This window comes from Chroococcidiopsis sp. SAG 2025 (assembly GCF_032860985.1).
Lineage (GTDB): Bacteria > Cyanobacteriota > Cyanobacteriia > Cyanobacteriales > Chroococcidiopsidaceae > Chroococcidiopsis.
On the sequence record NZ_JAOCNC010000001.1, the window covers coordinates 3,895,369 to 3,909,072 of the forward strand.

10 protein-coding genes are annotated in these 13,704 nt (G+C 44.7%); 4 read left to right on the top strand and 6 right to left on the bottom strand.

What is annotated here, in order from left to right:
- Positions 1-142 precede the first annotated feature (142 nt).
- On the top strand, positions 143-3,490 hold the full coding sequence (locus tag N4J56_RS18885) for an ATP-binding protein (protein ID WP_317107842.1): 3,348 nt from the start codon (positions 143-145) through the stop codon (positions 3,488-3,490).
- A 230-nt stretch (positions 3,491-3,720) separates the two neighbouring features.
- On the opposite strand, the gene N4J56_RS18890 is transcribed toward N4J56_RS18885, so the two are convergent.
- From N4J56_RS18890 to N4J56_RS18900, 3 genes are all read right to left on the bottom strand, one after another.
- The gene (locus N4J56_RS18890; protein ID WP_317107843.1) at positions 3,721-3,960 is read right to left on the bottom strand and encodes a hypothetical protein; all 240 of its coding nucleotides are present in this window, start codon (positions 3,958-3,960) and stop codon (positions 3,721-3,723) included.
- Positions 3,961-4,186: 226 nt separating this feature from the next.
- Positions 4,187-4,756 (bottom strand): protoporphyrinogen oxidase HemJ, encoded by a 570-nt coding sequence (gene hemJ, locus N4J56_RS18895; protein ID WP_317107844.1) that lies wholly within the window; start codon positions 4,754-4,756, stop codon positions 4,187-4,189.
- A 98-nt stretch (positions 4,757-4,854) separates the two neighbouring features.
- The gene (locus tag N4J56_RS18900; RefSeq protein ID WP_317107845.1) at positions 4,855-6,315 is read right to left on the bottom strand and encodes a carotenoid oxygenase family protein; all 1,461 of its coding nucleotides are present in this window, start codon (positions 6,313-6,315) and stop codon (positions 4,855-4,857) included.
- 401 nt (positions 6,316-6,716) lie between these two features.
- On the opposite strand from N4J56_RS18900, the gene N4J56_RS18905 reads away from it, so the two are divergent.
- Entirely contained in the window at positions 6,717-7,676 is a 960-nt protein-coding gene (locus N4J56_RS18905) for a phosphate/phosphite/phosphonate ABC transporter substrate-binding protein (protein WP_317107846.1), read from the top strand.
- 71 nt (positions 7,677-7,747) lie between these two features.
- Positions 7,748-8,743 (top strand): alpha/beta hydrolase, encoded by a 996-nt coding sequence (locus tag N4J56_RS18910; RefSeq protein ID WP_317107847.1) that lies wholly within the window; start codon positions 7,748-7,750, stop codon positions 8,741-8,743.
- Positions 8,744-8,767: 24 nt separating this feature from the next.
- Here the strand turns inward: N4J56_RS18910 and N4J56_RS18915 are convergent, their stop codons facing one another.
- The 3 genes from N4J56_RS18915 to N4J56_RS18925 all read right to left on the bottom strand — a co-directional run bounded on the left by N4J56_RS18915 (position 8,768) and on the right by N4J56_RS18925 (position 12,203).
- Positions 8,768-10,390, bottom strand: coding sequence for a hypothetical protein (locus N4J56_RS18915; RefSeq protein ID WP_317107848.1), 1,623 nt, complete (start codon positions 10,388-10,390; stop codon positions 8,768-8,770).
- A gap of 262 nt (positions 10,391-10,652) precedes the next feature.
- Positions 10,653-11,681, bottom strand: coding sequence for a CHAD domain-containing protein (locus tag N4J56_RS18920; RefSeq protein ID WP_317107849.1), 1,029 nt, complete (start codon positions 11,679-11,681; stop codon positions 10,653-10,655).
- A 252-nt stretch (positions 11,682-11,933) separates the two neighbouring features.
- Entirely contained in the window at positions 11,934-12,203 is a 270-nt protein-coding gene (locus tag N4J56_RS18925) for a hypothetical protein (protein WP_015155503.1), read from the bottom strand.
- 348 nt (positions 12,204-12,551) lie between these two features.
- Here N4J56_RS18925 and N4J56_RS18930 point away from each other — a divergent pair, with 348 nt between their 5' ends.
- Positions 12,552-13,688: an IS4 family transposase gene (locus N4J56_RS18930; RefSeq protein WP_410500401.1), complete on the top strand. Its 1,137-nt coding sequence runs from the start codon at positions 12,552-12,554 to the stop codon at positions 13,686-13,688.
- The last annotated feature ends 16 nt before the right edge of the window (positions 13,689-13,704 follow it).

Below are 13,704 nucleotides of genomic sequence, written 5' to 3' on the forward strand. Positions count from 1 at the left end.
GAAAGTCTCTATTGCTTGGCAGTTTTAGATTCAATTATCTATCCAGCAAAACACTAGAGCCAAAGATGGCAGCGCCAAGCGTTCAATTCGTGGATCGAGTACCGCATTTTTGCTTTCTCCCCACTCACTACTCTGTTAGCTCATGTCAAAGTCCAAGTACAACTTAGGTGACTTTATCGAGACTGTCCCTAGCTGTTTACAGACAGCTACTTTGGCTATGGCATGGGAAACCTTCAGCCAGGAGCAAAGCGATCGCCTGATTGTGTTGGATCGGCAACGATTTCCCCTGGGAGTGCTGCATCTGCGGCAATTTTTCCCCCACTGGTTGGCAGCAACAAACAATAGCAAGAATGTCAAGCAATCCTTATCCAAAGCAACCGCTCGCATACTAGAGCCTATAGAAAAGCTACCAAATGAGTTTAGCCTAGAACAGTTCCAATCGTATATAGATTCCCGTCCCGAACTCAGCGACATCAAGCAGACTTTTGCGATCGTCGATGCTGAGGGAAAGTTTTTAGGGCTATTGGAGCAAACAAAGCTCTGGAAAGTTTTAGCCGCAGCCGCGAGAACCGAAAAGCGCGATCGTTTAGCAAAAACAACTTTACTCAAAGCAACCATCGAGCGTGGCATTGAGCCAGAGCAACTCGACCCGATCGTCCAACTGCTAGAAAGATTACCCTTACCATTGATGTTACAAACGAGCCTGGGCGAAGCGATCGCCCAGAATCCTGCCTGGAATCGGCAATTTGGTAACATGGGCAATCCCGAAGCAATTCGGCAAGAAGTCGAAGCAATTTTGAATGTGGCGGGAACTCAGCAATCGGTAATTGACTTGGAATCGGCAACAGCAGCAGAAGTTACCGAAGCTAGTCGAGAAGTCGATCGCGCCAAGTTAAGCGATTGGCAGGCAACAACTCATCACTTCAGTCTCACTGCACTACAGGAGCAAGTATCTTTACTATCCACACCCGATGCGGCAGAACCCAACATCATACGCTACTGCCAGCAGGGAGAGCAAGAAGGGACGTGTATCTGTGTTTGCCCCGGACAACAGGGACAAGACCGAGTGTGGCAATTTCTCAAAATTCCTTTACAAATGTCAGTCGTCAGCCGCCAACAGCAATCCGAGCGAATTTGGTTGTTGATGGCTACAGATGTGACAGAACAGCGACAGATGGCATCGGAACTAGCCGCCAAAAATGCCGATTTGATTCAACTCAATCGCTTGAAAGATGAATTTCTTGCTTGTATTAGTCACGAGTTGCGGACACCCCTAACAGCAATGCTGGGGTTATCTACCTTACTAAAAGATCAGGCACTAGGACAGCTCAACGAGCGTCAAGCACGCTACGCGCGGCTAATTCACGAAAATGGACGACATTTAATGAGCGTGGTCAATGACATTTTAGATTTGACCCGCATGGAGACAGGACAGTTAGAATTAACCCTCGAACCAGTCCACATTCGTAAAGTATGCGAACGTGCGGTCGAGCAAGCTCGGCTTGCCTTTAGCCCGAAAAACAACAAAACTGCTGTGGTGGAGGCAGGGACAGACAGTCATCTCGAACACCGCTTTACCTTAGCGATCGAACCCGAGTTAGATATCATTGTGGCGGACGAATTGCGCCTGCGCCAGATGCTGGTTCACTTATTGGCAAATGCCTTCAAATTCACGGCATCCGGCGGGGAGATCGGTTTGCGAGTCAGCTATTGGGCAGGGTGGATTGCCTTTACAGTTTGGGATACAGGAATTGGCATTCCCGAACACCAGCAACACTTAATTTTTCAAAAATTTCAACAGTTGGAAACGCCGTTGACGCGGCAATTTGAAGGTACGGGTCTGGGTTTGGTTTTAACCAGAGCCTTAGCTCGGCTGCATGGTGGTGATGTCAGCTTTTTGTCTCAAGAAGGTAAAGGCAGCCAATTTACCCTGTTGCTAGCTCCTACGCCGCCCAAGAAGAGAGCTGGGGGAGCTGGAGGAGCTGGAGAGGCTGGGGAAGCTGGGGAGCAGGTGGGAAGAACGTCCGCAAATTTACAACGACAGTCACTCGCTCATATCCCTACTGGCAACAACGCACTGGCGGCTCAGAGCCGGACACCCGGACGTGGAGAAAGCAACTTTTCTCTGGGGTCTTTGGTTTCTCCAGCTCCCGATCGCCATTTGGTGCTGGTTGTGGAGGCTGCACCCCGATTTATTGAAGACTTGGCAGAACAACTGACGAGTTTGGGATATTGGGTGGCGATCGCTCGTTCTGGAACTGAGGCGTTAGAAAAAGCCCGTCGTTTGCAGCCAGGAATTATATTTATCAATCCCTTACTACCTTTACTATCTGGCTGGGATGTACTGACTTTACTCAAATCCGATCCGGCTACGAGTCAAATTCCGATCGTCGTTACTACCACAAGAGCCGAGAAAAATCAAGCTCTTTCCCACCGGGCTGACGAATTTATTAGCTTACCCGTACAGCAGCAAGTCTTGCAGCAGGTGATGACTCGTTTGTGCGGCGCGCCAGTGACCCACTCTCAGGTCGAATTGTCGCAGCGCGTCCAAAAGTACAAACAGCTGACGATTTTACGATTAGTGACTCCCAACACCGAACTTTTAGCCAGGGGCGATGTCAACCATTTAGAATCATCCCTGGATCGCTGTCGCGTTCTCGAAGCCGATGACTTAGAGCAAGCATCATTGCTAGCGCGGATTTGGCGACCAAATGTCATTTTACTGGAGCGGGCGATCTGCGAACCCCTCGATTTCTTGCAACAGTTGACCGAGTATCCTAGCTTGGCAGATTTACCCATCGTGACGCTAGATGCCGCGATCGCTCAAGTTGCGAGTCAAATAGAGCAACTCAATATATTTCCTTGTTTGACAAATCCGCCAGAGCCATCGGCTGAAGTGTTACTATCCGTTCTGCACATGGCAGCAGGCGTAAGTTGGGAATATAGCGTGTTAGTTTTAGATATTGCTAATTTGGACGATTTGTCTGACGAACACACCTACAATACTCAAGCTTCTGCTGTATCGCTGCGGGCAGAATGGTTGCAAGCTTTAATTCAATATTTGCAAACAGCTGGTTTTCGAGTCGTGATGCCGCATACTTGGGAGGAAGTACAGCAGCAAATTCAACAACAAAACGTCGATCTGATGCTCGTTTGTTTGGGAGAGATGCAACAAGTCGAGCAAGCCTGCACGGCGATCGCAACTTTAGAGCAGCAGCAGAAATTACCACCTATCATCGCTATGGAGCGACTATTTACTCAAAATGAAGTTAGAGAGCAATTTCCCGCTTACTTAGAGTCAGAGGGGAGATCGCTACCTTCAGAGCAAATGCACAATTTGGGTAACGCGAATGCAGCATCCGATTTGGAGTCGATCGAGCGCGCATTGGGGGCGATCGCGACTAAAGTTTTGCCTTCCTCTATTTCTATGGAAGAGTTATTAAATAACATTCATCAAACTCTGTTGGCTCAACCTGTAGAAAAGGATTAGGAGCGCAAAGGAAGCACCGTAGCCGCAACCTTGAGAAACGCGATCGCGGATAAATGCACATGAATGCAACGCGATCGGAAAATTTGTATTGATTTGTAAAAATGTTTTTAAAGGACTGTACTGCTTTGCCAGGGTCAATTATACGGAGTGGTGTGGTGAATTTATAACTGGCAGTACTTTTAGTGCTAAAACGTGACTAATGCAACGATAAGAACAATAGGAATTATCGACTAGAACGAACGCGATTGAGCGAGGTCGCGAATCAAAGACGTTTTCCCGCGCAAGTAAGTACTCACATTCACCATCGCTTCTCGATCTAAGGGTTGCTGGTTGCCAAGTTCTGCAATCAAGTGCGAAACCAGTTCTGAGTCATTCAGTCTGAGTAAAATACTGCTCTGAGTATGTTCTACCGCAGACCATAGCTGCCGTAGGATGGTTGAATCCATGTTGCGGGTTTCAGTTGCGTACATAACAAATAAGAAATTAAGGTTTTCTTTAGACTTTCTTTAGAATAGCTCATCGCCTTTTCGAGGCAACAGAAGTTGAAACATTGCTACACATAAACTCTGACTTCTACAAGAGACCTCGTAATGTTTGCAGATATGTACGCAATTTTACTCTGTCTGTAGAGGCAAAACCTCCGTAACCGTAGATCTACCCAAAGCTAGAAAGTCGGTGGGCATTGCCCACCATCAATCACTCTTGCGGTACTTGTGCCATTAACCTCTCTTTATCCAACCTCCGCTTTTTGGCGTAAAGTTGAATTGTTGCTGCCATTGCCACAATCATGCCGAAAATTGCCCAAACCGTAGCATTTGTAGGTAGGTTATTTTTAAACACGGCTAGCAACACGATCGCCACTAACATCACAGTTGGGGCTTCATTCAACGCCCGTAATTGCTGACTGCTCCACTTACACTCATTTTTTTCTAACTGTCGCATCAGCCGTTTGCAGTAGTGGTGATATCCCAATAGAAGCACGACAAATGCTAACTTGACATGCAACCATCCCTGTTTCAGGACTTCCGGTTCCGTCGTCAGCAATCCAATTGCCATTGCTACCGTCACCAGCATCCCAGGAGTGGTAATAATGCTATACAGTCGCTTTTCCATCAATTGATACTGATTCTTGAGAATCGTACAGGCGGGTTCCGGCTGCTCGTCAGCCTCGACATGATAGATAAATAGCCGCACCAAGTAAAATAATCCAGCGAACCAAACAACAATGCCAACCAGATGAAACGCTTTAAACCAAAAATAAGCCATGATCCCAATTTTGGATGTTGAATTTTAGAGTTTGGATGTTATACCATTTCAGATCTTTGCGCCTTTGCGTCTCTGCGTGACATTAAATCCAACAAAATTTACGCTTGTCGCCAAGCTCCATGAAATCCCATCGGTACGACGCTGGGTAGTTCCAATTTACAAACAGGTGGTGCATCCAAGCGATCGCTATCGAAAATCCAGACCTCACTGCGATCGCGATTTCCGTCATATACTACCGTAACGATCCAACCAGAAGCAGGATTTTGCGGATCGGGGGCAAAAATTGGTTCCATCGGGTAGCAATTTTCGCCAAAATCCGCAATCGTCAGAAATTGAGTTTGCGAGTCAAATTTAGCGATCGCGCCAAACAATTCTGCACCGATATTTACACTAGGACGATGAACGGAGAGAAAAGTAGGGGAAGCAGCTTGCCCAATTAAATGAGGTAATCCGATCGGAAATTCACAATCGCGATCTAAAATCTGCTCGATCGCCGTCACCTTACCCAAATTCGGATTCAAATAAACTCGCGATAAACTACTGGGTGCAGGTGTATGAGTTTGTCCCGTTGCCACTTCCTTTAAATATTGATTGGTCTGAAAGTCTTCATACCGCACCAAGTCCACGACAATCGTACCGTTAGGATCGACGTAACCGTTAGCAAAATGCCATTGATACCAAGGTTCGGTTTCGCCACGGCTGACAAGGGTAAGGGTTTCGCGATCGAATATGAGAAACTGAGTCCCGAGTTGAGGCTGCCATTCGATCGCATCGCTGTAACAACTCAAGCCTAACAACACGGGTAACGCATTTACCCTAACTGGAGGCACGAAAAAGACTAAATACTGTCCTGCCAAGACGAAATCGTGAACGATCGGCACGCCATCTAAGGTAAATGTAGCTTTTTGCAGAATTTTACCCGTGCGATCGCTTTTATAGAGATTCAAGTTAGCGTTAATTCCAGGGCTAATCCCAAAGTTGAAAATTTCTCCTGTGTGCGGATCGCACTTGTAATGGGCAGAGTAAGGTAAACCATTACTTAATCCAGATAAATTGTCCTCGCCTTTTGTCTCCAAAGTCTGCAAGTCTAAGGCGTGCGGTTTACCACCTTCCCACAATGCTAAGAGTTTATTTGGTAGAGGTAAAACAGAGGTATTTGCCACATTCTTGATTGGCTTCAACCATCGATTCCAGAACGCACCTGGGGCTGTCATCCCATAGTTACCATAAAGCAGGCGATTTGCGGTGGCTTCTTCTTGGTAGCCAGCAGTTTGCACGTAGCGGTATGAGGCGATCGCACCCCCCTCACCCCCCTGAGAAAGGGGGGAATTAGAATTAAAATCAACGGCGAGAATTGCCCCATCACCATCAAACCAATGTCCCATCCGCATTCCACCCCGTTCTAATCTGGCGGGACCATTGCGATAAAGAGTTCCGCGTAAATTAGATGGAATTTCCCCAGCTATGACAGGTAGGGGAGTGGGAGAAAATTCTGTTGCGGGTTGGGCGATCGCTTTTGCCCAAGCTTTTGTTGTGGAAGGTTTCGTAGTTGTCTGCATCAATTGCTCAATATGTTAAAAATTGTCATTGGTCATTTGTGAAATTTCAATGACGCTAGAAATATACTCAGCCGCGTGTCTCAGAACTCAAACGAGAATGCCGTGTATTCCTATTTCTATAGTCGTGACAATCTAAGCGCGATCGCTCATCCTAAAGACAGTTATCAGTTACCGTAGGGGCGGGTTTGGAAAATAGATGGACAACCTCATCCTTCAATCTGGGGGTCAAAACCCGCCCGTGCAGGAGTCAGGTATCAGTTAACAATCCACTACACCCCACACCCCATACCCCACACCCCATTCATCACAACATAAGGAACTGAGAGAGGCTAAGCTGAGTCTGTTGTGGGGGAACTCAATTTAACAATCGGCTTTGTGTATTTTATTACATTTGCTCTGAGATGCCTTACTCTCCTGGCAGAACGATAATTCTATGGTCGCTGATTGGTTTTGCATCTACCACGGTCATTGCTGGTATCGTACTGAGTATCTGGCGCTGGGTGCAACCTTGCGCAGTCGGGGAAAAAAGGTTTTGGACGAATTGCTATCGAGACTTGCAGGCACAACCGCTGAAAATTGGAGTGAGTGCTACCCCTCCAATAGAAGATTATCAGGCTTTAGCTACCCATTTACAGGAGCAATTGGGTGTTCGGGTCATCGTCGATCGCCATACGCCTTTTCCAGAAATTCGCGATCGCCTCGATCTCAAAGATTGGGATATTGCTTTTACTGGTTCTCCAGTACTTTCCATAGCAGCTGAGGATAATAACTACACTGGCATTGCTGTAATGTACCCCGATCGACCACTTTACGATCGAGCAGCTTTATTTGTTAAAGCTGATAGTAAGATCGAGTCTATTGCCGATATCCAACCAAACACGACAATTGCTTTAGGTAGTTCCGCATCAGCCCTAACTTTTCTCATTCCAATTTATGCTTTATATGGCAAAACACTTAAAATTGGTAGAGGCTATCACCCTAGAGAAGCGATAAATTTAGTTAAGACTGGAAAAATTGATATTGCTGCTGGTCAATATACCGCAATTAAAGACGACCCAACATTGCGAGTTATTTATATGAGTAAACCAATTCCTGGTGTGGGAGTTTATTTATCGCCCCGGCTTTTGAATTTCGATCGAGAGTTAATCAAAATAGCCATGCTCAACGCTAATGCAGAAATTAAATCTCAAGCTAAATATACTGCGGGTCAAATTCCTGATTATAGCGAACTCAGAAAAATTATCGCTAGAGCTGAAGAGGTTTCTAGCTGCCTCAAATCGACGCAAAATTACTTTAATTGGCAAGTACCAGTTAAATTATTTTGTCAAGAGCGATCGCCAAGAAAATCAGCGATTCGCTGACGATTAGAAGAATACAAAATTTCAAATATCGGCAATATTGAAAATTGATGCAACTTTTCTAAATCATAAAAATGTCTGAATATTCCAATAATTTATTAGCGATAGCCCGGGAAATTCAAGCTACAGAAAGCAATCTATCATTGATAGCAGAAACGACTGGCTCGCAATTTTTAATCCAGCCGAATAGTGAAAAGATTTGTCTTTTCTTTCATGGATTTACAGCAGTTCCCGAACAATTTGCCCTGATAGGTAAAGCATTTTATCAAGCTGGATATCACGTTCTAATTCCCTTACTACCAGGACATGGTATTGCAGGTGAATGGAATGGAGATAACCCGCCACCACTACCAGAAGATCCCCAAATTTATCAAGAATTTGGTTGTCATTGGTTAGAAATTGCTCGCTCTGGAGGCAAAGAAATTATTATTGGAGGTTTGTCTGGTGGGAGTACTTTAGCTGCATGGTTAGCTTTAGAATATCCCGAGCTAATAAAGAAGACTTTAATATTTGCACCCTATTTAAGTGGAAGTAATAAAGTCGTCGATTTATTTGTCAGAATTTTTAATATCTATTTTGAATGGTGGCAAGACCCTCAAGTAGCTAGTTTTGGTTATGATGGTTTTGCTATGCCAGCTTTACGAGTTTTTTTAGATATGGGAACGGAGGTATTAGAAAAAGCCCAAACTCAAAAGGCTGCACCAATGTTAATTGTATCGAGTGAAAGCGATCGCGCTGTAGGAAATCGAGAACACGAAAAGTTATTTAACGCCGCAGTTCAGTTACAGCCTAAATCTTGGTATGTCTGTTTTGATGATGTGTGGGATATTCCCCATAACATGATGACCCAAGCAGAAGGAAACGAACACGTCGATCTGTTGATTTCTCTAACTTTAGCGTATGTTAATAGCGATGCTACCTGGGCAGAAATGGTGACATTGTGCGATCGCCTGAAACAAGATGATTTTCCAACTGCGATCGCGCAATTAAACTTGCATGGGCGAATTGCATCTGCAATGGCGACGATTATGGGAATTATTAATACTTCTATCGAAAAACTGAGAGACTAGGCTACATTCACGCTCGAACTCAATTCAATAGTTTGACTTCAGTAAATTTCCAAAAACACTCAAGTATCGATCGATCCAACTAATCGCCTGGAAATAATTTTCAAACGCTTTTGGCGGGTTAGAAATGAGAGTATCTTGAGCGATTAACTGCTGAAAATCAATTTCAACTTTACCTTGGCGCAAGTTACCTCGATCGTCATAAAACTCCACGCCAGCTGTTTGCATAATTGCAATTAGCTCTTGCGCCATAATGCCATAACCAATGGTTGTGGGATGAATGCCATCAAGGGAAAACAACCCACCTTGCTTACGTCCTGTAGCATCAAAGATCGAAAAGCGAGAATCTGGCTTTGGGTCTAATTTTTGCAACTGTGACGGTAACTGATATTCACCACCAATTTCTTTCCACCAACTCGGTCTAGCTCTGGGAGATTCAATATAGCGCCTCTGTGCCAAGCGATCGAGTAGTCCAGCTAGATCGAACAAATACCAATCTCGACCTTCTGTTCTTGCTTGTCGCACGGCATCAATAATACAGTCATTATACTGGTCGATCGCACTGTCTATTGCTCTGACTTCTGGTGCAGTCAAGTTTGGATGTCGATCTTGATTGAAACCTGCATCGCTAACCCAAGGCAAAGTATAGTATGGGAAATAGCGAGAATCTTTTCTAATCTTAGTATCTACTCCACGGGCAAACGGGGCGATCGTCACGTGAGGAACTGTAGCCCAAATAACGTGACGGGCGCGAATTTGCTTAACTTCTGCCACAACCTTGTCTAACTCAGCTTTAAAATGAATCGGTCGCCAGATCGTATAGCGATCGTTGATCTCCATATCATCGTAGCCTTCATCGCTCCAGGCAATCTTGAAGGTGAGGAGACTACCGAGAGCGTTATTGCTACCGATCGTCAAAATTAGCGTCTCAATGCCATCAGCATCGCCATTTTCTTGCGTTCCCTCAGCGCCAAGAGCCGTTGCAGCTTGTAAAGGAGTTAATGCCTCACCTGTTTGACTCCGCACCGACGAGTTTAATACCCTCAGTGCCGCTCGTTCGTTATGGTAATCGACCAATTGACGAAAAACATCTTCTCTAGGAATCTTTCGACTGATTAATTCCTGGCAGCTTCTTGCATTACGAGATAGGATATTCCGTAAATCCCAACCATAAACTCCTAAATTGTGGTTAATCTCTTTTTGAGAGGGTAGTATAGCCCCTTCACCCCGTTCCCAATAATCTTCTAACTTGTCTAAATAGTTGCGTAAAAACAATAGCGTCGGGATAAAATTCCAAACGTCAATGCGATCGCCTACCTTTTGTTCTAGTTCTCGCACCAACCGTTCTAAATTTAACGGCAACCCATCACCAGGAGTATTGTAAGTAGGATAGCGGAATTCAGTCCAACCCATTTCCCGAGCGATTAAGGCTGGAAAAGAAATTTGAGTATTAAAAATTGCGCCACTTTGAAAGCCTTGAGTCAGAGAATCGCCAATTGTTACTAGACGATGCCGAGGCGTACCCTCTCCGTTGACTTGTACGCCAATACCAAGAGTGGGATCTGTCTCCGGTTTGCGTGCTTCAGCCCGAATGATGACATCATCCGGTGTTTTCAAGTCACGCATATCATCTGTAACTGGTTTTGCCATGTCGTCTTTACCCAATCGTGGTAAAGATTATATCTGGCATTGGTCATTCAGTGGTGCGTGGTACGCGATCGCTCTTAAAAGGTTAAAGGGCAAAGGGCAAGGAAAAATGTAGCAATATCTTCCTTTCCCCCTTCCCCTTGTTCTGATAACTGATAACTGATAACTGACTTCTGTACGGGCGGGTTCTGACCAAAAATTTACTGTTTTAATTATCAATCTATTTGCTAAACCCGCCCCTACGATAACTGCTCCCTATTAACTGTTAACTCTGTTGGCTGAGAACAGTATCGTGTTCTGTACTTTGCCCGTTATTGACGTTTTCCCAAGTGGGCATCAAAATCGACAAGTGCAAGCCTTTGCGACTTTCCAAATTGAGATATCGCTGTTGTAGAGTTTGCCATTGTTGCCAAGCTTGGTAATTATGCTCTGCTAATAAATTAGCGAGAGTTGGCATGGTTTTTTCAATTTTTGTTTCCAAGGCTTCTGCTAAAAACTCAGACAGTACGGCACTATCTTGAAATTGTCCTAAAATACTCTGAATGGCTTTTAGATCTTCAAGGTAAGTTTCGTAAGAAGCTCCATAAAAGTTAGCAAAGACTTCCATTTGATAACGAGCGCGTTTGGTTTCTTTACGCAGGCTGTGGAGAAGAGGGGCGTTATCGATTAGTTGTTGTTTTGCCTGTGCTGGTGTTTGTCCTGTTTGTACTACTACCTGTTCGTCTTGTAATTTAGTTCCTACTAACCAACTTGGGTGTAACAGTAGCCTACCAACCTCAGATAGAAGTAAATCTGGTAGAGTCGCCTGAATTGGCATCTGGGCGATTGGTTGCAGTTGGGGCTGAGATAGCCATTTTTCTAAAGCCTGCTTCAGTTCTTGATAGCGATCGCCTGTTAAAGTTTCATGAACTTTAGCAAAAGCCTTCCGCCGCCGCTTATACAGATAAACCAGCGCTGTATCCAATTGTTCTTGTTCGTCAGCAGGTAAAGCGGGTTTGTAGTTGTTTTCTAATGATTCTCGCAGTACGTCCAAATCTCGCAAACTGCCCAGAATACGAGCAATTTTACCAATTTTTTTTTCTTGGACTGGCTTCGGTAAGTCGATGGCTGGAGCAAAACCCGCGATCGCACTACGCAAGCGACGCATTCCTACGCGCATCTGATGCAATGCTTCTGGATCGCTATCTGCGATTACGTCAGCTTCGTGTTTGAGAAATTTTTCAAAGTGCTTCTTAATTGCCAGCACAGCGCGATCGCCTAAAGTATTCTTTCCGCTTAATGTAGACGATGCCATACTTTATACCCCGCTTGATCTGCCTTACAGCCCTATCTTATTTTTGAGTTTCTCATACTATCACACAGCCGCGATCTCCTTGATTCCACCTCAGACAGAAACAATAGCAAAAAGCCGCAAGCAATAAGTATTTTCACTTAAGGCTTACGACTTATTCAGGCTACTCGAAATCTATATTTTGAAATTTTGAATCGATCTGAATCACTCCATGGCAATACGCCAATCGCTAAATCTTGGTTGCTAACTTTTCGATTAGGCGGCTAATTCTTGCAACTGTGCGCGCTCCGTATTGTACTCTACGGCACTTAGCGGTAGTTGTTCTGCTTGTGGAGCTGGTACTTGTTCCAAAACCTTGACTTCAATATTGACGGACACTAGATACGTACCAGGTTCCGCACCAATAGCTTCAGCAATCAATTTTGCTATCTCTGGACGCTTGGCAGTTATTGGATCGCGCAGGATACACCGATCCCAGTCATGCTTAGCAGTGGGGTTAAGGCTGAGAATATAGTGCTTGGTCATAGAGCAATTTTGAGTTTATCTTGCATCAAATCGAGCTACCATCAAGCCGTTTTTTGCTTCAGCTAACTCGACAACATCTATCACTATTATAGTACAAATGTACCAAATTGACAAAGAGACAATACAATTCAAAATCGGTCAATTCACGATAAAACCCGCCCGTACCAGTACAGGGGCGGGTTTTGAACCACTACGGTTCAGTTAAGGCTCAAAGTGTTGTAAATTAAGCATTGTTCCCAAGAATGGAAAGTGAGTGTAGTGCATCTGAAGGATTTCTCATTGTTGTCTCCTACGATACAAAGTAGTGATGTGTTCAAAGCGATAGAGGCAGCCATCCCATCCACGGAGATCGAGCAAGCGATCGCTAAAACTAAAGTTTGTGAACAACGTAAACGCTCGTTACCAGCACAATTGGTAATTTGTTTGGTAATTGCGATGAGTCTGTGGTCACGAGATTCGATGAGAGATGTGCTGAAAAACTTAATTGATGGGCTGAGCGAAGCATGGGTGAAAGTGGGGAAATACTGGCGAGTTTTTTGTAAATCAGCAATAACGCAAGCCCGACAACGATTAAGTCCAAGGGTGATGAGTCAATTGTTCCATCAACTGGTGCGACCAATGGCTAGCACCGATACCAAAGGAGCATTTCTCAATGGATTGCGAATTGTGGTAATTGATCGGACTTGCTTCGATCTGCCAGACAGCGATGAAAATGCGAGAGTTTTTGGTCGTCCGAGCAGCCGTCCTGGCACACAAGCCGCATTTCCCAAACTGCGATTAGTCATTTTGGTAGAAGCAGGAACACATTTAATCTTTGATGCATTGATGTGTCCATATCGAATAGGAGAACGAGTGCGGGCATTAAGATTATTACGCTCCGTGAGTTCAGGGATGTTGTTGATGTGGGACAGAGGGTTACATTCTTATGCAATGGTGCAAGCAACTGTCACAACTGGTAGCGATTATTTAGGAAGAATTCCCGCAAATGTCAAGTTTTTGTGCGAAGAACCACTGGCGGATGGTTCTTATCTGAGTTGGATTTATCCACCTGCTAAATTCCGCTCAAAAGCTTGCCAGCCCATACAAGTCCGAGTGATTGAATACACAATTGGTAATACCGACAACCCAGAGGAACAACTAAGATATCGCTTAATTACCAGCTTATTGGAATTGGAGAAATTTCCGGCTCAACTACTGGCGATTGAATATCATCAACGCTGGGAAGTAGAAAATACTATTGATGAACTCAAAGTACATTTATCAGGACGAAAAACTCATATTCGCTCTCAAAAACCGCGTGAAGTTGTGCAGGAAGTTTACGGGTGGTTGTTAGGACACTGGGCTGTGCGGTTATTGATGTTTCAAGCTGCAAAGAGCGCGGGTATCACTCCTTTGCGTCTGAGTTTCACTGGGACATTGCGAGTTATTCGTCGTGCTATCCCGAAATTTCAACGCTTGCAATCACAAGAACTCCCCTTTTTTTAAGTTGGTTAACTGTAGA